Here is a 21,824-nt window from a genome sequence, read left to right as displayed (position 1 = left end):
TTTTTTATTTTTTGTAATATTCTTAAAATAACCATAAAAAAATCCCAGCCTTTTAAGCATGGGATTGATTAGTAGCAAATAATTCACTTAATATCTTCAATTTATCTTCTGTATATTTTTCAAAGCTTTCATTGTATGTTTTCGGATCTTTTGGATTAGCAAAGTGGGTAATCTTTCCTGTTAATGGATCGACAAATTTACTTGCTGCTCCACAACCAAGACCTATGATCGTTTGCTGCTCCTCCATAATCATAATATTATAGATGCTATCTTGATTTGGCAGCGAGTAGCCAACATTTTCAAGGTTGCCGAGAATATTTTTTTGTCGATATAAATAATATGGAGTGTAGTTATGCTCCTTCGTCCACTTCTCAGCCATTTCCATCATTTTTTCAATTTCCCCGCGGTCTGCTACTTTATATTTTTCCTTGTTTTTCGTCATTTCCGAGGCACGTTTGAAAGAGAGTGTATGGACAGTAAGTGATTCAGGCATGAGTTTTTCTGTTTCATTAAGCGTGTGAGTAAATTCTGGCACGCCTTCACCTGGAAGTCCGATAATTAAGTCCATATTAATATTATTCATGCCCATTTGACGAGCCAAATGGAATTTTTCTATCGTTTCTTCAACCGTATGATGTCTGCCAATGGCCTTCAACGTCTCTTGAATATAGGACTGCGGATTAACGCTGATTCGATCAATTTTCCACTTTTTCAACACTTCCAGCTTTTCTGGTGTAATCGTATCTGGTCTGCCCGCTTCAACCGTAATTTCCCGGATTTTATCAACATCTGGGAAAGAAGTGTACATTTCTTCATACAGCATATCCATTTCTTCCGCTGTAATACTTGTTGGTGTGCCCCCACCGTAATAGACAGTCGTAATTTTTATTTTATTTTCTTTCAGCCATTCGCCTACTCTTCTCATTTCGTAATGAAGACCGCCGAGGAATGAATCAACCGATCCTTGTCGTCCATTGATGGCATATGCCGGGAATGTACAATACGCACATTTTGTCGGACAAAAAGGAATGCCGATATAAATGCTTACTTCATTTTGAAGCTCATATAAATCAGGGACAACAGCCAGCTGTCGATCAACAATTTGCTGCATAAGATGAATTTTTTCATCTGTAATTAAATAGTCCTCTTTTAACTGTTGATGAGCAACCGCTTTTGGCGTTTTTTTCTGCATATGGCGATGGAGCAGCTTTGTTGGTCGGATCCCCGTTAAAATGCCCCATTTTTGGGTAATACCGGTCCATTCTTGAAGCACTTTTAAATAAACATGAGAAACAGCATATTTAATTTGTTTAAACTGCTCCTTCTCAGATTCAGACGCTATTACTAATGTTTCATAGAAAGCTGACTTCTCAATTTCTTCCTTATCTAATAGCAGTGCATTTACACGAATCGATGACCCAATTTCGAGGTCAATAGTAATCTGCACATCCACATTTTGCTGAGCATGAAGATAAACTTCGCTTTCTTCAAAAAATAAATTGGCTATTAACTGAAGCGGACGCTGAAATCGTTCATCTTGTAATCCTAAAACTGAAATTTGCAATGCAATCACCTTTTAATAAATATAGTAAAACCATCAAACTTATAGGATGGAAGTAGAGTTTTATCATAGTAAAGCTTATATCAGTTTACAGAAACAGCAGTATAAGGTCAATAAATTGTAGATGGTATAAAAATTAAAAAAAGAGCTAATCATATGAGATCAACCCTTTCGATTTATATTATTTTAATAAGTTCATTTTACGCAAAAATTCGATTGGCTGCTGCTTTCTGAAATGCTCTTTCACCATATAGGCGACACCGTGCTGATTATTCGGACGGGTAACCCAGTCAGCTGCTTTTTTTACTTCGGTAGGGGCATTGCCCATTGCGACCCCTAATCCAGCCTCTTCTATCATGCCAAGATCATCAATTCCATCCCCAATTACGACCATCTCACTGCGAGCTATTTCTAAATGATCGGCCAAGTATAATAAGCCATTTAACTTTGATACGCCTGCTGGCATGATGTCGATCCGATACTTATTTAATTGAAGAACTTCAATTTCATGGAACATCCCTTTTATAGCCGCCTGAGCATCTAATAAATCAGTCTCATCTTCAAAATACACTTCAATTTTTGGCGGATTGACTGGATCGTCAAGAATCGTATCGCTTAATGAATCGACAAACTGCTGCGAGTAAAAAATTGGATCCCCTGATGAAAATACTGTTTTTGCTAATAAATTATGATTAAGTCTTGACTTATTGGCAAGTGAAAATTTTTCATGAACTAAACGAATTTGGCAGGAAAACCCTTCAAGCAGCCGGACAATCTCATATGTTACTTCCTCCGCAAGTCGCCTAACAAAAATTGGTTTATCACGTGAACTAGCAATATAGGCACCGCTATGGGCGACAATTAATGAATCTAGCTTTAATGCCTTTGCTACTTTTTTTGCAGAGGGAAAGCTTCTAGAAGATACTAATGTTACGTAGATTCCTTTTTGCTGAACATATTCAATGGCTTCTTTTGCAGATTTATGAAGTCTTCCATTTGATTGGAGAAGAGTACCGTCAATATTTATCGCCAATAGCCTGTATATCATCGTATTGCCCCCTATTCGTGGAGTAAAAATTGTCCTATTACACTTTTATGAAAAAAGAAAAAGGAATAGAACAAACCGTGTAAAAACTTCACTCTATATGCTTATTGAACAATATTAATAAAACTCGCGGCTCGATTTGTCCGTTAAAACAGCGAAAACCGCCCCTAATTACATAAGGAGCGGTTTCCAAATTAAGTATTATCCTAGTGGTCCGTAAAGCTCTTCAAGCGGCTTCATAATTATTTTATTTAGCTCGGCAATTATCATGCTCATTCTTTGTTCTGCTTCCATCAGTTTTGATATTTTGGCATTTTGCTGAACAAGTGCTACTGTATGTTGTGCCTGCTCCACTTCTGCTTGAGAGATATCCTGTCCCATCATTTGCTTTTGCTGCAGCTGCATTTGGATTCTTCTAAAGTTATCAAACATCGCTTTTGCCGAAGGATCAGCATTGACCTCATCATACGCTTGCTTCAAAATTTTATATTCATTGCTTTCTCTAACTGCTTTCTCAAGTTCATAGGCGGAATCAAATAAATTAACGGCCATTTTCAAACTCCTTTCCGAATTAGGCATTCACCCTACTATAACAAAATATGCCACTCATTGCGAAGCGTGTATCCGAAAATTGGTAAACTACTCTAAAGCACAACGGCTAAAATCCCTTGAAAGAGCCCAATAAACCCACCGATCATTGCCCCTAATAAAGTAATCATTTTTAATTCGCTATTTATAATGGTTAGAACCATTTCTTCCAGTCTCTCGACAGGGAATGCTTCTACTTGCTCCCGAATAATTTCTTGTAATCGAAGCCTTTCCATTAACATGTCTACGCGGCCTGTTAGCCATCCTCCAAACAACTCAGTACTCCTAGGCACCATTGTATCAATGATTTCTGCCCGGTAAGCTTCACTCCATTTAGAAATCGGTGCATGAAATAATTGTTCTAATTTTAGTATATTGCTAATGCTTTTCTTCACAAAAGAAAGGACATCTTCTTTATTAAATTGCTCTTCAATCTTAGCCGCTTCCCATTCAAGAATTTTATCCCATTCTTTTTTTAATAGCTCAGTGATAATATCAGCTGTACCCTCATTCTTTAAAAACTTGATAATTTCCGGCTGTATCCTATCTGCAATTTTGATGTTCCCCATAAACATTTGCATCATGCTTCCAAGGACCCCGCTTCGTTCCTTTAAAAAATCATCGGCCATTTTTTGAATCCGCAGATTTCCTTCAAGGCTTGAAAAATAATCGATCCCTTTTTGAAGAATAAACTTGCTGATTTCAGGGATTTTTCCATTAACCGTTTCAATCACCTTTTCAGGGATAAACATTTTTAATGGCTGATGTCGATATTTCTCCAGCACACTTTCAAATTTTTGCTCAACAACCTCATTCAAATGCTTTTCCGTTTTCTCGTGGACATTTTTTATCCCTAAGCTATCCAATAATTGTGCTGGGCTTTTCTCACTAATTAAGAAATGATCCAGTTCCCTTTGAACAACTCCTGTCATTTCCTTTTGAAAATTTTCATTTAAAAATTTCCTTTTAATACTTTCAGGTGTTAAAAGATGGTTAACGACCATCTTCCCCATTTGTACTGCAAGCTCGTCTCGGCGTTTTGGGATTAAACCAGGAGTAAATGGAACTCTCCACTTTCCAATATATAAAGCTTTATGGGGCCTAAAGAGCATTTTTATAGCAAGGTAATTGGTGAACCCATTAATAACAGCCCCAATCGTTACCATTAATAAAATTGTCAATAAAATTTTCATATGATTGAACATCTACCTTCCTTCGAGACTACCGAACCATTTTAAGCTTTTTTACATACGATACTTTATCAGCTTTTGCCTAATTTTTCATTATTAATGCACCATAAATTTTTTATAAATGAGGAATGATCATGACTTTATCATTATTACCAATTACGATTGTTCCGACTAAATCGTTTCAAAAAAAGGACATTTCGATAAAATTTAGCCATTCTCTCGTTGATTACTGGAGAATAAACACGAAAAAACCATTAATCATCGCCGCCGGTACTCATCAAGTGTTAGTGAATATAGAGACTGCTGCTATTACAAAGGATGAAATCTTCGTTAGTGATGACGTGCTCAATGAGCTCATGCTTCCACTACAAGAAAGAGCCTTTATAGCTCATTTCATTCATAAAGAAAATATGTTATTTATCGGTCCGATCATTGGTTTATTAACTGAGGTGCATTTATCTGATGATGGTGAGCCGCATTTCCGGTCTATTCACGGCTTTTGTAAGGAATTGCAAGACTTAGTATTAGAAGTTGGCGGCTTTTTCTATGTTTTTTCACTTAATGATTATTCAAATGGAAAAATAGCAGGCTATACTTTACAAAATGGAAGATGGGAAAAATCTGAAGTTCCTCTGCCGGATGTCATTTATAATCGCATCCATTCGCGAAGATTGGAAGCCAGCGGGATTTCCCAACAATTCAAGGATTATGCAATAGCTCAACAAATACCCATATTTAATCATCAATTTTTGTCTAAAGAAAAAGTTCATTCCTTTTTATTTTCTGAGGAATTTTTACTTCCATATCTTCCTGAAACCATGCAGGCTGATGAAGCTTCACTAAAAATATTAAGCCAAAAACATGAAGTTATATTTATTAAACCCATTCATGGAAGCCAAGGAAGGAATATTATTAAAGTTTCTAAAGATGATGAGAACCTACTAGCACAATTATCCTCAGCCAATGGGTCTGACAGCTCTTACGTCTTTCATGATTATAGTCAATTTTATAAGTGGATTCACCCATTTCTTACAAAGCGAGCATATATTGCTCAAGCCGGAATTCCACTTATGAAATACAAGAATAATCAGCTTGACTTTCGGATCCTCTGTCATCGAAATTTTCAAAACAGGTGGAAAGCTACATCTGCAGTAGCGAGGATTTCTGCTGATCACCATTTTGTTTCTAACATTGCTAGAGGCGGCGAACTAATGAAGCCTGTACAATTATTATCCACATTTTCCAATCGGCAAACTGCCATACAGCAGCTTGCTCTTATGAAGGAGCTAGCCGTGGAAACCGCAACGATTATTAGCCAAAATACGGATGGTTACGTTGGAGAGCTTGGAATCGATATTGGCGTAGACGAAGGCGGAAAGCTTTGGATTATTGAAGTAAATGCAAAGCCATCGAAAAACTTTGAGGAGCCGGACAAAAAGATTCGTCCTTCCGCAAAGGCTTTATTGGAATACTGTACATTTTTAGCCTTTTCCAATAAAGAGAAATATAGATTTTAGGATGACTATGACGTCTAACTGCAGGAGGTATATTAAATGCTTACATTCGGTCTGATGACATTACAAATTACGAATGAAAAAACATATTTTTATGAAATTGCCAAAAGAGCACATCAACTTGGCATCGCTTGTTATCGATTTGTTCCGTCAGATATCAATCCAATTACTGAAAATGTAAAAGGAGACCGTTTCAATCCGCATACAAATGATTGGGAGTCGTCTGAATTTCCGATCCCCAATATTCTTTATGACAGATGCTTTTACAGAGATGATACGTTCTCAAAACAATGTCAAGCAATCGTTAAATGGCTAAAAACAAAGAAAGACATCGTATTTTTAGGCTATGGACTGCCAAATAAAATGGATTTATATGAAGCCCTTTCCCAATCCTCATTGACACCTTATTTGCTCAAATCACAGCTTGTAAATTCTGGAGGCAGTGTCATTCGGCAACTCATGCCCCATAAACCCCTTATGATGAAACCAGTAAATGGCTCCCAAGGAAGGGGAATATACTATTTAGAAAAAAAAGATCAAGAAATTGTCGTGCAAACAGATAAGGCAAATAAGACGGTCACCCGAAGATTCCCATATGACGAAAAAGCCGTTGCCTGGATTGATTATCTCATTAAGGATAGAAAATACCTCATTCAAGAGTATAAAGAGCTTACTAATAGTAATTATCAACCCATTGATATTCGTGTGCTGATGCAAAAAGATCCAACTGGAAAATGGAAAGTAATTTCAAGAGGAATCCGCACAGGAAAAGAAAAAGGAATTGTGTCAAATATTAGTGCTGGAGGAACAATTTCTGCCTTCAATGATTGGCTTGCAAGTCAGCCCCTTTCGAAAAGCACCTATCTTTACAATGAAATCAACGATATTCTGATTAATTTGCCAATAGTTTTAGAACAAAACTTCCCAGCTTTGTTTGAATTAGGTGTCGATATTGGAGTAAGTAAAGATTTTTCCATTTGGATATTGGACGTGAACTCTAAACCTGGCAGAAAGGTCGCCTTAACAGTTGATCCATCCTTAGAAGATCAGCTCTACACCTCCCCCCTGCTTTATGGAAAAAAACTGTATTTTGAAAGGAGTCAACTCGATGAGAAAACAATATCAGGTTGAAATTCTTGATGACATCTCCGGTAAAGTTTATATCCCAAGAGAAGCTAGCCAAATAACGAAATTATCAAAGATTGCTTTCGGGACTCAATCACTTGATACATTAATAGAAAATCAGCCAAATAGCAGACCTATCATTAGTTTAAGCAAAGATGTAGCTGAAGAGTTAAAGTTTCCTAACATAGCAATCCCTCTTCATCTTTTCATTGCAGATGAAACATTATATATCGGCCCACTCGTTGGCATATTCACATCAGGCTTTACACCTTTTCCTATTCGCCCTATTGGTGACCGTAGTATTTTCTTTACCAAGCTGCTTTCCGTAAAGAAGTCTGTTGGCGCCATGGCTTTTGTATTTGGAGAACAGCATATTAATTGGGAGCAAGGAACAATAAACGGATTATTTTTTTATCAAAATGGGTGGAAGACGATTGAAGTTCCTTTTCCTAATGTCATATATGATCGGCTGCCAAATCGAAAAAGCGAAAGAGTGGCTGAACATAAACAGATTAAAGACCGGCTCCAGTCCGAATATTTAATTCCTTGGTATAATCCAGGCTTTTTCAATAAGTTAGAGATTAACGATCGGCTCATTCAAGATGACAATTTAGCTAAACTTTTGCCAGAAACACACCCATTTGTTTCCTATTCTGAAATAGAAAGAATGCTTAGCCATTATGGGCATGTGTTCATTAAACCGATTAATGGGAGTCTAGGTTTAGGAGTTCATCAAGTAATTTATGATAAAGCGGAAGGGTGTTACTATTGTCGTTTCCGTAATCAACAGGGTGAAAATAAGCTGCAAAAATATAACAGCTTAGAACGATTAATGAAGCATGTGTTTGCTAGCAAAAACCTCAATCGAATGCTCGTGCAGCAAGGTATTCATCTAATGAGAATCGATCAGCGGCCAATCGATTTTCGTATTCACACAAATAAAAATAATCATGGAGATTGGATTGTGACAGCCATCGCCGCAAAAGTTGCGGGGTCAGGAAGTGTTACTACACATGTAAAGAGCGGCGGCGTCATCAGAACCATTGCTGAGGTTTTCCCAGAAATCGAGGAACAGAAGCGTGTAGAAGCAAAACTAGCAAATGCTGCGCTATTATTAAGTAAAGCGTTAGAGGAGAATATGGAAGGAATTATTGGGGAAATTGGCTTTGACCTTGGTATAGATCGAAATGGAAATGTATGGCTCTTTGAAGCAAATTCAAAACCAGGAAGATCTATTTTTAAACATCCTGAGCTAAAGGAATTCGATCTTCTGACAAGAAAACTATCCCTCTCCTTTGCTGTTTTTTTAGCCGAAAGGGCCATTACGAGTCCAGAGGAAGTATTTAAATGATTCAATATTATGATCCAGAACAAAAAACTTGGCTCAACATGGCCACCAATGAAGATATGCCGGTCATTGGCATATTAACTGGGAGCAAAAAAGACAATAAAATAACGGGGAATGGACGTTTATTTAGGGAGCTTCAAAAAGAAATCAGCAAAAACGGCGGGCTATCCGTCGTTTTTACTCCTCAGAAGATTAAGGATCAGTCCATTGACGGTTATATGTATGAACCCAATAAAGATAAATGGTACACGGCGATTTGCTCCTTCCCACATGTTATTTATAATCGGGTTCCCTTTCAAAAATTAGAAAAATCAAAACCCTATCAAGAGGCACTCCAATTATTTAAAAATAAACAAATTCCATTTTTTAATTACGGTTTTCTTAATAAGTATGAATTATTTCAAATTTTTTCAAGAGACACTTTTTTTCAGCCGCTGTTTCCGAAAACAATTACCATTCATGCTAAACCTTCTCTCCATACATTTTTGGAAAAACATGGGCAATTATATTTAAAACCAGCCAATGGTTCAAAGGGGAAAGGCATTTATCTCCTTCATCTAAATAACGATGGCTCCATTCGTTTAGAGGGCCAGAAAGAAGAACGAATATATCATGATTTTCACTCTTTTTGGATTAAGCGGAGCCACATTTTATTGAAAAAATCCTATATCGCACAAGAAGCTATTTTGCCGTTCTTATATAATGGCAAGCGGTTTGATTTTCGTATTCTCGTTCATTTTCAAAACAATCATTATGAAGTAATCGGCATTGGCATTAGGCAAGCAAAGGAGCAGGATATCACTACACATATTCCTAACGGTGGGGTCATCATCCCGTACGAGGAAGTGCAAACGTTGGAGCATGATCAATTCATTTCAGAAGTGGCAAACAAAGCAGGAAGACTTTTATCAAAAGAAATTGGCTTTTTTGGAGAATTTTCAATTGATGCCGGAATTTCAGAAGATGGCCGCTATATTATTTATGAAATTAATTCTAAACCGATGAAATTTGATGAAAAGGAAATAGAAGAGAAACGAATTCAATCATTAGTACGTTTATTTTTTGAATTAGCAGGCTTGAACAAAAAGGTGTAAGATGATGAAAAGGAGGCAAGGATTATGCTTACCCATTTTCAATTCAAACCTTTATATGAAAACAAACAATTGCCTGGCTGGAGGTTTTCTTTTTATTTTAACAAACATAAATTCGATGGTATTTATCATCAAAACGGGAAAATTGAATGGACATCAGCTGCCCCTAACGGTGAGGATGAAATAAAATTATTGGAGCAAATTCATGAATTAATGCTTTTCCATGTATATGATCAATGAAAATAGAAAAGCGGAAACGGCTTGTTCTGCCCCGACAAGCATAAGACGCTTTATGGAGGAAGGCGTACTTTGCCTTCATTCATAAAGTGGCTTATGACCTCGAGGGGCTAGCCGTTGGAGCTAGACAAATAGAAAAGCGGAAACGGCTTCGGAACAATCAAAGTGCAGATTGTTCCTGCGAAGATCATTCTAAGGAGCTTTCCTTAGTGCTCAGCCCCGACAAGCATAATACGAGCAAGTGAAAAGGTTGTATTTTAATCTTCTTGATGGTTTGGCTTATGACCTCGAGCCCCTAGACCCTGGAGCTAGACATGTATGATTTCCTTCCTCCTTTGGAAGAATAAATTGCATATCATCTTTCCAAAGGAGGAAGAAAACTTGTCAGATCAAAAAAATGCCCAAGAAGATTTACATCATGAAGGCAGAGACAAAGTTTATTTAGACATCGATCGCATGATTAATGAAGGAATGTCCGGCGGTTCTGTCCATATGAGAGAAGAAACGACAAATATTGAAGAAGCTAGAGACCTTCACGAAGAAGATCCGCCTTATACGGTTGAATAATTGGCGGAGAAAATCAGCACCTTCTCAACTTGGGAAGTGCTGATTTTTTTTACCAGTATTATTCTTTTATTAAAGTAACTTCTTGATTTCCGCAAACTGGGCATTTTAAAAAATGTGGGCACTCCTTATTCGCGTAATCATTCGGATAGCCATCCTCCAGTTTCATTAGATCAATTGGCATATATGCACTATAAGCACCGTAATAATCCATAATCCTGCCTTGATCCAAAGCGAGATTTCCGCATGACGTACATTTTTTCTTTATTTCTTCAAACCCATTACAGATTGGACAAATAGCCATTTCAATGACCCGCTCCATTCTCTATATAAAAATTTCAATAATCTTATCGTTCGTCAATTTATCAACAGATATGTGAAAACAAATAGGAAACAATTCCCACTAAAAATATAGAATAAGAGAAGCGAAAAACTCCATAATAAAGAGTAAACAAACATCAACGAGATTTCACAAACAATCTCAGAGTATTATTATACCGATGGGTTAAACCAATTAGAGGTACAAGTTAAGCTTGGGCCGGTGCAATTCCGGCTAACCCAACCATATTTCCAAAAAAAACATTATGAGGAGCGATACTTTATGGATCAAAACACATCAAACAGAAATTCCTCAAATCAATTAGTAGTGCCTGGTGTAGCACAAGCACTAGACCAAATGAAATTTGAAATCGCAAACGAATTTGGCGTTAACTTAGGTGCTGATACGACATCTCGTGCCAATGGATCTGTTGGAGGAGAAATTACAAAGCGCCTTGTTCAAATGGCTGAACAACAACTTGGCGGTTACCAACGATAATATTTGATACAAAAACTTAATAAGATATGGCTCTGACCCCCTTTTATTAAGGGGGTCTTTCTTTTTTGTCTAGCTTTAGCGCCTTTCCCCGAGGTCACAAGCCAATCCTCCCAGAAAGGTAAAGGGCGCCTTTCCGTGAGCATCGTCATGTGCTTGTCGGGGGTGAGCACTAAGGAAAGCTTCCTTGAATAATCCTTACAGGAACAATCTGAACTTTGATTGTTCCGAAGGCGCTTCCGCTTTTCTTTTTACTCATACCATCTTAGAAGGATCGACCCACTCATTAAATTGATCTGCAGTAATATAACCTGTTTTTAAAGCCGCTTCCTTAAGTGTGAGATTTTCTTTAAAGGCCAGTTTGGCAATCTCAGCAGCTTTTTCATAACCTATATGTGGATTAAGTGCAGTTACAAGCATGAGCGATCTTTGGACATGTTCGGCAATGACTTTTTCATTCGCCTCTAGACCAACTATGCATTTTTCATTAAAAGAAACCATTCCGTCCGTTAAAAGGCGAATCGATTGAATAAGGTTATGGATAATAACCGGTTTAAAGACATTTAGCTCAAAATTTCCTTGACTCGCTGCAAACCCAATTGTGGCATCATTGCCAAAAACTTGACAAGTAATCATCGTTAACGCCTCGCTCTGGGTCGGATTCACTTTCCCTGGCATAATCGAGCTTCCTGGCTCATTTGCAGGTATCGATAGCTCGCCAATCCCGCTCCTCGGTCCACTAGCTAGCCATCTGACATCATTGGCAATCTTCATTAAGTCGGCTGCAAGTGCCTTTAATGCTCCGTGCACATGAACAATTTCATCATGGCTCGTTAATGCTTGAAATTTATTTTCCGAGGATTGAAAAGAATGGCCCGTCAGAAAAGAAATTTCCTTGGCTACCTCGTCCCCGAATGCTTGGTCCGCATTAATTCCTGTACCAACTGCAGTTCCCCCAATAGCAAGATCGAGCATGTATCTGATTGCCTCGGAAATCATCTTCTCATTTTTATCTAGCATCGCACGCCAGCCACTAATTTCTTGTCCTAATGTCAATGGGGTGGCATCTTGCAAATGGGTCCTCCCAATTTTCACAATTTGATTGTATGCTTGTTCTTTTTGGTTAATTGTCTTTTTCAAACCGCTAAGGGCAGGAAGAAGCTGTTCAGCAATTTCGATATAGGCTGCAATATGCATCGATGTCGGAAATGTATCATTCGAGCTTTGGGACATATTGACATCATCGTTCGGATGAACATTATTTTGAGCATCACCGTTCTTTTGCAGCAATTCATTTGCCCTTCTTGCGACCACTTCGTTGACATTCATATTAGTTTGCGTTCCGCTTCCTGTTTGCCAGACGACGAGCGGAAAATCCTCATCAAACTTCCCTTGCAAAATTTCAGCTGTTGCTTGAACGATTGCATTCATTTTGGCCTCAGATAATTTTCCTAATCTATGATTAACAATCGCAGCGGCATGTTTGATTTTCGCAAAAGCATAGATCACTTCCATCGGCATTTTCTCGATACCTATGTGAAAATTCTCCTTGCTTCTTTGCGTTTGTGCTCCCCAATACTTTTCAGCCGGAACCTTTACTTCTCCAAGTGTATCTCTTTCAACCCGATAACTAGTCATTACATTCCTCCTTGGATAAAAAAATCCTTCAATTATATTCTATTCCCTATTTCCTAGCTTTTATGGGTATCTTTGTATAATAAAAAAAACTGCTTTGCATGAAGCAAGCAGTTTTAATGTTTAATAATTGTATATCCTAAAAAATACCCAAGTACCATAATACTCGCAATCACCAAGGTAACAGATAGCTGTTCCATTCCTAGTCCCCCCACATAGTTTATACCTTTAAAATAGCATAAATGGTGGGAAGGTTATTTGATTAGATAGGTACATTTCGTGACAGGGAATTGACATTTTTATGAACGATTTTTATTGGCTTAATCATCTTTTTTACCTTTTTTCTTTTTCATTTTCTTTTCCAACTTTTTACGTTCTTTTTCTATTTTCTTTTTCCATTTATCTGTATTCTTTTTATTATTATGATGAAGACTCTTTTCTTCCTGTTTCTTTTTTTCGATAAATGAAGCGATATGCGGCACATTGAAAGATACATTCTCTTGATTTTGCAATGCTTTCGTCATTATTTCTTTAAAAATCGGCGCCGTACCAACTCCGCTAGTCGTCGTTAAATAATGATTTTTATCTGTTTTGTCATAGCCAACCCAAACCGCCCCAACTAACTGAGGGGTATAGCCAACAAACCATTGGTCTTTCACCCCGTTGACCCCTTCAATTGGCACCTGTGTTGATCCCGTCTTTCCTGCTACTTCCCGCCCTGGAATTTGCGCTGCTTTCCCAGAACCTAATTCCACAACTCCAAGGAGCATGGTCGTAATTTTATCTGTTACTTCTTTCGTCGTCACTCTCGTGCTCTTGCCATCCCGCTCTGCGACAATATTTCCAGTTGAATCAACTATCTTTACGATGGAATGAGCTTCAGATTTTTCTCCGCCATTGGCAAAAACAGTGTACGCTTCTGCCATATTTAAAGGAGACACGTTTTTCGGTGTTCCTCCTAGTGCCAGAGCAAGATTTTGATTAATCGCCTCATCTGGAATGCCAAACCTTCTCGCGGCTTCAATTCCTTTATCAATTCCAATTTCATTAAGGAGCCATACAGCTGGTATATTGAGAGAATCCTTAACAGCTTCATACATTGGCACTTGACCGCGGAATTGGAAATTATAATTATTAGGCTCATAATCGCCGAATTTCATTTTTTCATCCTTCAGCACGTCCGTAATATTCCAGCCATTTTCAAGTGCCGGTGTATAAGGAACAAGAGGCTTCATTGTTGATCCAGGCTGGCCGACCGGATGGATCGCTCGATTATGCCCAAGTAGGGTATGCTCCCCCCTTCCGCCAACTAATGCACGTACCCCTCCGCTTTTCGGTTCGATCAAGATGGCTCCGCTTTGAACGATTTGATCCTCTGTGCCCGCCGGAAACATTGAATCATTCTGATAAGTCTCTTCGACAGCTTGCTGCATGGAAGGATCAAGCTCGGTATAAATTTGATATCCACCCGTCAATAGTTCATCAAGGGAAAAACCATATCTTTTCATCCCTTCCTCTAAAACGTAGTCTACGTAATAAGGGTATTTTCCTTTAAAGGGGTCTCCCCCATGATCATCGAACACTAAATGTTCATTCTTTGCCTTCGTATATTGCGCCTCTGTAAGAAAACCAAATGATTTCATTTGTTCCAGAACGAGGTCTCGGCGCTCAAGTGCTTTTTTTTCATTTTTATAAGGATTTATTGCTGAAGGGGCATTAATGATGCCAGCTAATAATGCCGACTCACTTATCGATAAATCCTTCACATCTTTCCCATAATATTTCATGGCCGCACGTTTTATCCCCCAAGCACCCTCCCCAAAATAAATATGATTTAAATACATTTGGAGGATTTCGTCCTTTGTATATATTTTTTCAATTTCTCTCGCTAGAAAGAATTCTTCTATTTTGCGCTTATATGTTTTCTCTGGCGATAGCAAGGCATTTTTCGTTAACTGCTGTGTAATCGTGCTTCCGCCTTCTAAAATATGCCCTGCTTTAATATTACGAAAAAACGCTCTTCCAATACTTGTCACATCAATGCCGTTATGTTCGTAAAAGCGGTGATCTTCAATCGCCATAACCGCTTTTTTTAAATGATCGGGAATTTCCTGAATTGAGGCTCCTTCAATTTTATTAGCGGTTATTTTGCTGGCAATCTCGCCATTTATATCATAAATAACAGTAGATTGGTCTAGCCCTGCGTCTAAGGCACTTATATTGGCATCGTTAGCGAAAAAATAAAAAAAGCCCAAAAATGCTAGGACTGCGGTTGATGCAGTTAAAATAGCAATTTGAGTTAAATGCTTCTGCTTCCAAAATCTCAGAAATTTATTAACAATAGACTGTTTCTTACTCATAATTCCTCCAAGTCAAATTCAAGATGCTTAAAATTATGGATGATTGATACAGTGAAACTTCATTCAGTGTGGGCGGTTTATCCCCGCTGAATGTTAGTTAAACTTATCACGCTCACAGCACCACGTCCAGTGGCTTTCGCCTTACTAGAACATCGTGTCCATCGTCGGGCGTTTACGGGCTGTTAGATCTCCCACATAGAAGCTTTTTGTATTCTCAACTTCTTGGAGTGGGAGTCCTACACCCCGTTAATCTGCGGTAAAGACATTCGGCTGGGAAGGGATTTTTATGCGGGTTATAAAAGGAAAAGACAGCGGAAAGGCAAAAAGGAAAAAGCCACACGGACTAGCTAATTCCTTCTTTACATTTATCCCCTGTTTCTTTCGTGTACGAGCTCTGCAAACCTTTCTTTAGAAGACTCTTCATCGAAGCTGCTATAAATACGGAATAGGTCTTCATCAATAATACGATAATGCTGGCTGATTAAGTTTTGCTGAAGCAATATTCCGTTTTGCTTGTCTACTTCTCTCCACCAAATTTTTCCGCCCAATGTTTTTTCTTTACGATAGTCAATTCCTTCACGAGCAATCGTTTCCAAAACCTCAATGGGCTCATTTCCAAATAAAAAGCGGACCGTTTCCGTTTCCCGAAAAAGGGCACAAACAGCGACAACTGTTGACCAGCTCGCTTCTGCCCGCCCCTTTTCAATTTGTACAAGGGTTTTCTTTGACACACCAATAATTTCCGCCATTTTGTCTTGAGTGTAGCCAGCTTCTGTCCGGATTAGGCGGATTTTTTCAGATACTTTTTCAATAATTTCTTCACGAGTCAATTTCCGATTCATTCCTTTATGTTCGGCTAAATTGGTGCTTATAGTTGATTATATAAAAAAGCCATATATTTAAGTGTATTTTTACACCGCTTCTTCAATTATAAAAGAAGTAATCATAAAAAGACAATAATTAATACATAGGATAAACAGAATTCGAGATAAATGACAAAGATAGAGTAGTCTCGAAGAACTGTTTTTCCATTCGCTAAAATTTGACAAAGGAATTTAGCAAAAAAGGTAGAAATGTATATATCTACGGAAAAAGTTATCTTATCGTAAGGAATGGAGAGAAAGATGTTTACGAAATCAATGAAACCAGTTGTCGAGCTATTGCACAAGGAAAAAGACGAAATGCTACAAGAATGGGAGAAGAATATATTAGTTTCTACGAAAGATCCTTTCAAAGATCGCATGAAGGAAAATGGCGAAGTAATGTTTTATCTTCTTATTAAAGCTTTCTCTAGCAATGAGGAGGATTTATTGAAAACTCTCCGAAAGTTCGCTATTTCTCTTGCAGATCAACGATTAAAAGCCGGAATTAATATTGGTGAATTCGTTTATAATGTCAATCTTGGACGATCTATCTTCCAAGATAGGCTTTTGAATATAAACATTGAATGTCAAGACCAAAAGGAATACGTTCAGAAAGTACAGTTTTGTTTTGATCAATTTCTCTATTTTTGTGTCACTTATTATAGTGATGCTAAAAATCAAATAATTGAAGAAAAAACACAGTTTATTGATACAAGCCATAAAGACAGGCTTACTCTGCTAGGGCAAATGACCTCTAGCTTCATCCACGAATTTCGTAATCCGCTAACCTCTGTACAAGGCTTCATTCAATTATTAAAGACTGAGAATCCAAACTTAAAATATTTAGATATCATTTCAATCGAATTAGAACAGCTAAACTTTCGCATCTCCCAGTTTCTTTTATTATCAAAGAAAGAATTGATTGGAAAAGAGAAAATATATTTTTCCCTGAATGAAATAATTGAAGAAGTATTAATCTTCCTATACCCGAGTATTTTAGATGGGAAGGTAAAAATCCGGAAAAGTTTGGAAGATGATTTTTTCCTCCTAGGCTATGCAGACGAGATCCGCCAAGTATTGATCAATATTATTTTTAATGCAATTGATGTTTTACATACGTATACGTCGGAGCCATTCATCGAAATTACAAGTCATCTTGTCGAGAATTCTTGTATTAAAGTTGAAATCGCCAACAACGGGCCGAAAATTCCACAGCATCTTGTGAAATCAATTTTTGAACCATTTGTTACAACTAAATCTCTCGGTACAGGTCTTGGATTATTTGTTTGCAAAGAAATTATTGAAAAACATAAAGGAAAATTGGAATGCGAAACAAAAGCTGATTTAACAATATTTAGCATTACCCTGCCAATCTCAAATAAACAATTCGTTGACACCTACGCTTCCATTTAATTGAGTCAGTCGTATGCTTATTTATTGCAATTTTTCTGTATACTTCCTCCGTGTTATCGCTTAAAATTGGAAATTATCATATATTAAAAGGGAGAGTTTCCAATGTTTGTATTAAAGGTAGATCAAGACATCGAGCTTCAGTTGTTTCAATTGCATCATTGTGAGGAATTATTTCAATTAGTGGATCATAATAGAAATCATCTTAGAGAATGGCTCCCATGGGTCGATAATATGACCTCCCCCATTCAATATCACGAAATTATTCCTATTTGGCTGAAAGCATTTGCCGAAAATAATGGGATTAATGCTGGAATCCGCTATAAAGGTCAGCTTGCCGGATGTATCGGTTTCCATCAAATCGATTGGACAAATAAACAAACAAGCATTGGTTACTACCTTGGAAGAGGCTTTGAAAGAAAAGGGATTATGACGAGAACGGTTCAGGCGCTTGTAAATTATGCATTCCTGGATTTAAATCTAAACCGCCTTGAAATTCGCTGTGGAGTTGGCAATAAAAAGAGTCGAGCAATTCCGGAAAGATTAGGTTTTGTCCAAGAAGGAATTATTCGTGACGGAGAATATCTATATAACCATTATCACGATTTAGTAGTCTACGGAATGCTAGCCCGCGATTGGGGAAATAACGACTGAAGGTCCTTCTCAATGGACCTTTTTTATTTTTGATTAAATATCTTTCGCCACAGAAAATTAAGTAAGGTTTAGTTTAGATGGATAAAAGGTATGATTATTAAGAAACCACCTCAATAAATGGCTAGTTTTTCTAATAATTATTAATACATTCGGGTAAAGTAACCTTTAGAGGAGGTGAAGGCGCCTTGCATTTATTTGTGAGGACATAAACATGGCACTCAATTTATTCCTTCTATTTATTTTAATTGCTTTAACTGCTTTTTTTGTAGCATCCGAATTCGCAATGGTTAAAGTTCGCACATCACGGATTGACCAATTAATTGCCGCGGGAAACTCGAAAGCTCATGCTGCAAAAAAAGTAACCTCCAATCTTGATGAATATTTGTCTGCGTGCCAGCTCGGAATAACGATCACTGCCTTAGGCCTTGGGTGGCTCGGTGAACCTACAATCAAAAAATTATTAGAGCCTATATTTGCTCATTTACACTTACAGCCATCGATCACAAAAGCACTTTCCTTTGTCATCGCCTTTTCAATTGTCACCTTCTTGCACGTTGTCATCGGAGAATTGGCGCCAAAATCATTTGCCATTCAAAAAGCAGAAGCAATTACACTACATTTCTCGCAGCCGTTAATCTGGTTTTACAAAATTTTGTTTCCATTTATTTGGACACTTAATCACTCGGCTAGATTTGTTGCCAGTTTGTTCGGTTTAAAACCGGTTACTGAGCATGAAATAGCCCATTCTGAAGAAGAATTGCGAATTATTCTTTCTGAAAGCCTGAAAAGCGGCGAAATCAACCTATCGGAATATAAATATGTTAACAATATCTTCGAATTCGACAACCGTATCGCCAAGGAAGTCATGGTGCCGCGGACTGAAATTGTCAGCTTAGACGAAAACGCAACACTTGCGGAAGTACTTGATGTCATTATGAATGAAAGGTACACAAGATACCCGATCACAGGCGGTGATAAAGATACGATTCTTGGACTCATCAATGTGAAAGAAATTTTAACTGACTGCATTCGGCAAAAATGTAAAGAAGAGAAAACAGTTGTTCAATATATTAAACCAGTCATTAAAGTAATTGAAACAATTCCTATTCATGACCTGCTCTTAAAGATGCAAAAGGAACGGTCTCATATGGCCATTTTATTTGACGAATACGGAGGAACTGCTGGTTTAGTAACAGCAGAAGATATTTTAGAAGAAATTGTTGGTGAAATTCGTGATGAATTTGATACAGACGAGCTTCCTTTCGTGCAAAAGCTTGACACGAATCATTATATTTTAGATGCAAAACTGCTTATTTCAGAAACAAATGATTTATTAGGTACCGACCTTGATGAAGATGAGGTAGACACGATTGGCGGCTGGATTCTTACGCAAAAATTCGATCTTGTCCAAGGAGACGCTATTGAGCATAGTGGCTATGAGTTTATCATAAAAGAAATTGAAGGTCATCATATTATCTATATAGAGGTAAAAAAGCTTAAAGCAGAAATACGTGAATAGACCTAGAATAGAACATACTGGTTTTGTTCTATTCTAGGTCTATTCGATTGATGTTTTTCTGAAAATTCTATACATAACTTTTATTGGCTAAAAATAAAATAAAGTATTAAACTATTACGTTTGACTGTATGCTTTTAACTAACATATAATAAAATTAGGGTTCTGTACCTAATTTTTTTATTTAAAGGAAATAATCCTTTCAAAAAATTAATTTGGAAATATTAGGCCAGCCCAAATTCTTTTATTTTTATTAGTAATGGGGTGATACGATGGGGCAGTTTATCGGATTGGTGAATTAGCAAATTTGGCGAATGTATCAAAGCGGACGATTGATTACTACACAAATATTGGACTAATTCAAGCCGAGCGAACGAAATCAAATTACCGCATGTATTCTGAAGATGTTCTTGCAGATCTTCGATTTATTGAAAACTGCAAAACTATGCATATTCCATTAGACGAGATTAAAAGAAAACTAGAGTTAAGGTCAACAACTGTCATGCATACAAAGGATGTTGAGCGTCAAATTGATACGGTATCACAACAAATTAAACAGCTTCATAATGAAATTGCTGTCCTTCTGCCGCTCATTAATCACTTAAATGAAGACCAAAAGATTGACCTTTCAAAAAAGCTGAATATAGAAGGGACAACATTAATAAAGTCTCTTGTGAGCTTAACTAATTAAACTATATTTTCATTATTTCAGGAGGTGACTCCTTACCCGTAGACTCGGGCTAAGGAAACTTATTTGGACATATTAAACTTGGTTATTATAGCCATTTTAATTGCTTTGACGGCATTTTTTGTAACGTCAGAATTTGCAATGGTTAAAATAAGAAGTTCGAGAATTGATCAGTTAATTGAAGAAGGAAATAAAAGTGCTATACCTGCTAAGAAAGTGATTAGTAATTTGGATGAATATTTATCTGCCTGCCAATTAGGGATAACCATTACTGCTCTTGGAATCGGTTGGCTTGGAGAACCGACCATTGCACATATGCTTCATCCTCTTTTTGATAAGCTGAATGTACCAAATTCTGCATCACATATTCTTTCAGTCGGAATTGCCTTTGCGATCATTACCTTCTTGCACGTTGTTGTTGGAGAATTGGCGCCGAAAACGCTAGCAATTCAAAAAGCTGAAAAGGTTACATTGTTAACCGCCCGCCCATTAATTTTGTTCTACAAATTAATGTATCCGGCTATCTGGGCTTTAAATGGATCTGCTCGCCTATTTTCAGGATTATTTGGATTAAAGCCTGCTTCCGAACACGAATTAGCCCATTCAGAAGAAGAACTTCGCATTATTTTATCTGAAAGCTATGAAAGTGGCGAAATCAACCAATCTGAGTTTAAGTATGTAAATAAAATCTTTGACTTTGACGACCGTATTGCAAAAGAGATTATGGTTCCAAGAACAGAAATCGTTTCATTCTCAAAAGATGATACGATTGATAGCTTTTTACAAACGGTTTATGAAGAAAAATTTACACGATATCCGATTATCGATGGTGATAAAGACCATATTATTGGAATCGTAAATATTAAAGAAGTCATGACAGATCTGATTAAGAACAGGCAAGTCGTTTCTAGCATGCTCGAATCATATACAAGGCCCATTATTCGTGTAATTGATACGATTCCCATCCATGATCTTCTCCTTAAAATGCAAAAGGAAAGAATTCATATGGCCATCCTTATGGATGAATATGGCGGTACTTCAGGTCTTGTAACTGTTGAAGATATCATTGAAGAAATCGTCGGTGAAATTCGCGATGAATTTGATATGGATGAAGTTCCAGAAGTTAGAAAAATAAACGAAGAGCATTATATTATTGATTCAAAAATGCTTGTAAGTGAAGTAAGTGATTTGCTTAATATCGATATAAATGATGAAGATGTCGATACAATCGGCGGGTGGATATTAACAGAGAATTATGAAGCGAAGCAAGGTGATATTATCCACTTAGATTCATATGCCTTTAAGATTATCGACATGGAAGATCATCATATAAAGTATATTGAAGTAACAAAAATTACCGAAAATGAGCAGCCACAAGCCCTACCTTTAACGGAAACGCAAGTGGTTTAAATTAGAAAAGCGGAAGCGCCTTCGGAACAATCAAGAACGGATTGTTCCTGCGATGATTATTCTTAGGCGCTTTCCTTAGTGGTCACCCCCGACAAGCACAAGACGATCCTCTCGGAAAGGTGAGCTTTACCTTTCTGGGAGGATTGGCTTGTGACCTCGAGGGGGTAGGCGCTGGAGCTAGACATCTTTACGAAGGGTCAGATTCGCCTGA

General features: G+C 37.4%; 20 protein-coding genes. 12 read left to right on the top strand and 8 right to left on the bottom strand.

The genetic code is table 11. The annotated features are described in order from the left end of the window. Nucleotides 1-52: 52 nt before the first annotated feature. The 4 genes from F7731_RS05680 to F7731_RS05665 all read right to left on the bottom strand — a co-directional run bounded on the left by F7731_RS05680 (nt 53) and on the right by F7731_RS05665 (nt 4,387). Nucleotides 53-1,564 carry a coproporphyrinogen III oxidase gene (locus tag F7731_RS05680; protein WP_151533802.1) on the bottom strand — a complete coding sequence of 504 codons (1,512 nt, stop codon included), beginning with the start codon at nt 1,562-1,564 and terminating at the stop codon, nt 53-55. 178 nt (nt 1,565-1,742) lie between these two features. Continuing rightward, nucleotides 1,743-2,609: a Cof-type HAD-IIB family hydrolase gene (locus F7731_RS05675; protein ID WP_151533801.1), complete on the bottom strand. Its 867-nt coding sequence runs from the start codon at nt 2,607-2,609 to the stop codon at nt 1,743-1,745. A gap of 198 nt (nt 2,610-2,807) precedes the next feature. Beyond that, a complete protein-coding gene (locus tag F7731_RS05670) occupies nt 2,808-3,158 on the bottom strand; it encodes a YlbF/YmcA family competence regulator (protein ID WP_151533800.1) in 351 nt (116 codons plus the stop codon). Nucleotides 3,159-3,250: 92 nt separating this feature from the next. Continuing rightward, nucleotides 3,251-4,387 (bottom strand): DUF445 domain-containing protein, encoded by a 1,137-nt coding sequence (locus F7731_RS05665; protein WP_151533799.1) that lies wholly within the window; start codon nt 4,385-4,387, stop codon nt 3,251-3,253. 131 nt (nt 4,388-4,518) lie between these two features. On the opposite strand from F7731_RS05665, the gene F7731_RS05660 reads away from it, so the two are divergent. From F7731_RS05660 to F7731_RS05635, 6 genes are all read left to right on the top strand, one after another. Then, on the top strand, nt 4,519-5,901 hold the full coding sequence (locus F7731_RS05660) for a YheC/YheD family endospore coat-associated protein (protein WP_151533798.1): 1,383 nt from the start codon (nt 4,519-4,521) through the stop codon (nt 5,899-5,901). Between the two features lie 36 nt (nt 5,902-5,937). Next, nucleotides 5,938-7,029 carry a YheC/YheD family endospore coat-associated protein gene (locus F7731_RS05655; RefSeq protein WP_151533797.1) on the top strand — a complete coding sequence of 364 codons (1,092 nt, stop codon included), beginning with the start codon at nt 5,938-5,940 and terminating at the stop codon, nt 7,027-7,029. Beyond that, nucleotides 7,007-8,374, top strand: coding sequence for a YheC/YheD family endospore coat-associated protein (locus tag F7731_RS05650; protein ID WP_151533796.1), 1,368 nt, complete (start codon nt 7,007-7,009; stop codon nt 8,372-8,374). Before F7731_RS05655 ends, F7731_RS05650 begins: the two co-directional genes overlap by 23 nt. Beyond that, on the top strand, nt 8,371-9,465 hold the full coding sequence (locus F7731_RS05645; protein WP_151533795.1) for a YheC/YheD family endospore coat-associated protein: 1,095 nt from the start codon (nt 8,371-8,373) through the stop codon (nt 9,463-9,465). Before F7731_RS05650 ends, F7731_RS05645 begins: the two co-directional genes overlap by 4 nt. A 24-nt stretch (nt 9,466-9,489) precedes the next feature. After that, entirely contained in the window at nt 9,490-9,702 is a 213-nt protein-coding gene (locus F7731_RS05640; RefSeq protein WP_151533794.1) for a YheE family protein, read from the top strand. Between the two features lie 378 nt (nt 9,703-10,080). Continuing rightward, complete coding sequence (locus F7731_RS05635; RefSeq protein ID WP_151533793.1) at nt 10,081-10,266, top strand: hypothetical protein; 186 nt, start codon at nt 10,081-10,083, stop codon at nt 10,264-10,266. Nucleotides 10,267-10,324: 58 nt separating this feature from the next. On the opposite strand, the gene F7731_RS05630 is transcribed toward F7731_RS05635, so the two are convergent. Next, nucleotides 10,325-10,567, bottom strand: a complete 243-nt coding sequence (locus tag F7731_RS05630) for a hypothetical protein (RefSeq protein ID WP_151533792.1) — start codon at nt 10,565-10,567, stop codon at nt 10,325-10,327. A 297-nt stretch (nt 10,568-10,864) separates the two neighbouring features. Between F7731_RS05630 and F7731_RS05625 the strand changes: the two genes are divergently transcribed. Continuing rightward, on the top strand, nt 10,865-11,080 hold the full coding sequence (locus F7731_RS05625) for an alpha/beta-type small acid-soluble spore protein (protein WP_151533791.1): 216 nt from the start codon (nt 10,865-10,867) through the stop codon (nt 11,078-11,080). Nucleotides 11,081-11,332: 252 nt separating this feature from the next. On the opposite strand, the gene fumC is transcribed toward F7731_RS05625, so the two are convergent. The 3 genes from fumC to F7731_RS05610 all read right to left on the bottom strand — a co-directional run bounded on the left by fumC (nt 11,333) and on the right by F7731_RS05610 (nt 15,902). After that, nucleotides 11,333-12,715 carry a class II fumarate hydratase gene (gene fumC / locus F7731_RS05620; protein ID WP_151533790.1) on the bottom strand — a complete coding sequence of 461 codons (1,383 nt, stop codon included), beginning with the start codon at nt 12,713-12,715 and terminating at the stop codon, nt 11,333-11,335. A 317-nt stretch (nt 12,716-13,032) separates the two neighbouring features. Then, nucleotides 13,033-15,072 (bottom strand): transglycosylase domain-containing protein, encoded by a 2,040-nt coding sequence (locus tag F7731_RS05615; protein ID WP_151533789.1) that lies wholly within the window; start codon nt 15,070-15,072, stop codon nt 13,033-13,035. A gap of 365 nt (nt 15,073-15,437) precedes the next feature. Next, nucleotides 15,438-15,902 carry a helix-turn-helix transcriptional regulator gene (locus tag F7731_RS05610; protein WP_151533788.1) on the bottom strand — a complete coding sequence of 155 codons (465 nt, stop codon included), beginning with the start codon at nt 15,900-15,902 and terminating at the stop codon, nt 15,438-15,440. 294 nt (nt 15,903-16,196) lie between these two features. On the opposite strand from F7731_RS05610, the gene F7731_RS05605 reads away from it, so the two are divergent. The 5 genes from F7731_RS05605 (at nt 16,197) to F7731_RS05585 (ending at nt 21,613) form a co-directional block, all read left to right on the top strand. Next, nucleotides 16,197-17,348, top strand: coding sequence for a histidine kinase N-terminal domain-containing protein (locus F7731_RS05605; RefSeq protein WP_151533787.1), 1,152 nt, complete (start codon nt 16,197-16,199; stop codon nt 17,346-17,348). 102 nt (nt 17,349-17,450) lie between these two features. Continuing rightward, nucleotides 17,451-17,999, top strand: a complete 549-nt coding sequence (locus F7731_RS05600; RefSeq protein WP_151533786.1) for a GNAT family N-acetyltransferase — start codon at nt 17,451-17,453, stop codon at nt 17,997-17,999. 211 nt (nt 18,000-18,210) lie between these two features. Then, nucleotides 18,211-19,518 (top strand): hemolysin family protein, encoded by a 1,308-nt coding sequence (locus F7731_RS05595; protein WP_151533785.1) that lies wholly within the window; start codon nt 18,211-18,213, stop codon nt 19,516-19,518. Between the two features lie 286 nt (nt 19,519-19,804). After that, nucleotides 19,805-20,206, top strand: coding sequence for a MerR family transcriptional regulator (locus F7731_RS05590; protein WP_151533784.1), 402 nt, complete (start codon nt 19,805-19,807; stop codon nt 20,204-20,206). A 63-nt stretch (nt 20,207-20,269) separates the two neighbouring features. Then, a complete protein-coding gene (locus tag F7731_RS05585) occupies nt 20,270-21,613 on the top strand; it encodes a hemolysin family protein (protein WP_151533783.1) in 1,344 nt (447 codons plus the stop codon). Nucleotides 21,614-21,824: the final 211 nt, after the last annotated feature.

The sequence above is a fragment of the Cytobacillus depressus genome (assembly GCF_008923245.1).
Lineage (GTDB): Bacteria > Bacillota > Bacilli > Bacillales > Cytobacillaceae > Cytobacillus > Cytobacillus depressus.
This window is presented reverse-complemented; position numbering and strand designations above follow the sequence as displayed.

Bases quoted from the DNA above. Each gene is read 5' to 3' on its own strand.
- fumC (WP_151533790.1), bottom strand. From the start codon at position 12,715: ATGACTAGTTATCGGGTTGAAAGAGATACACTTGGAGAAGTAAAGGTT.
- F7731_RS05645 (WP_151533795.1), top strand. From the start codon at position 8,371: ATGATTCAATATTATGATCCAGAACAAAAAACTTGGCTCAACATGGCC.
- F7731_RS05600 (WP_151533786.1), top strand. From the start codon at position 17,451: ATGTTTGTATTAAAGGTAGATCAAGACATCGAGCTTCAGTTGTTTCAA.
- F7731_RS05640 (WP_151533794.1), top strand. From the start codon at position 9,490: ATGCTTACCCATTTTCAATTCAAACCTTTATATGAAAACAAACAATTG.
- F7731_RS05630 (WP_151533792.1), bottom strand. From the start codon at position 10,567: ATGGCTATTTGTCCAATCTGTAATGGGTTTGAAGAAATAAAGAAAAAA.
- F7731_RS05605 (WP_151533787.1), top strand. From the start codon at position 16,197: ATGTTTACGAAATCAATGAAACCAGTTGTCGAGCTATTGCACAAGGAA.
- F7731_RS05675 (WP_151533801.1), bottom strand. From the start codon at position 2,609: ATGATATACAGGCTATTGGCGATAAATATTGACGGTACTCTTCTCCAA.
- F7731_RS05615 (WP_151533789.1), bottom strand. From the start codon at position 15,072: ATGAGTAAGAAACAGTCTATTGTTAATAAATTTCTGAGATTTTGGAAG.
- F7731_RS05625 (WP_151533791.1), top strand. From the start codon at position 10,865: ATGGATCAAAACACATCAAACAGAAATTCCTCAAATCAATTAGTAGTG.
- F7731_RS05665 (WP_151533799.1), bottom strand. From the start codon at position 4,387: ATGAAAATTTTATTGACAATTTTATTAATGGTAACGATTGGGGCTGTT.
- F7731_RS05670 (WP_151533800.1), bottom strand. From the start codon at position 3,158: ATGGCCGTTAATTTATTTGATTCCGCCTATGAACTTGAGAAAGCAGTT.
- F7731_RS05655 (WP_151533797.1), top strand. From the start codon at position 5,938: ATGCTTACATTCGGTCTGATGACATTACAAATTACGAATGAAAAAACA.
- F7731_RS05650 (WP_151533796.1), top strand. From the start codon at position 7,007: ATGAGAAAACAATATCAGGTTGAAATTCTTGATGACATCTCCGGTAAA.
- F7731_RS05595 (WP_151533785.1), top strand. From the start codon at position 18,211: ATGGCACTCAATTTATTCCTTCTATTTATTTTAATTGCTTTAACTGCT.
- F7731_RS05660 (WP_151533798.1), top strand. From the start codon at position 4,519: ATGACTTTATCATTATTACCAATTACGATTGTTCCGACTAAATCGTTT.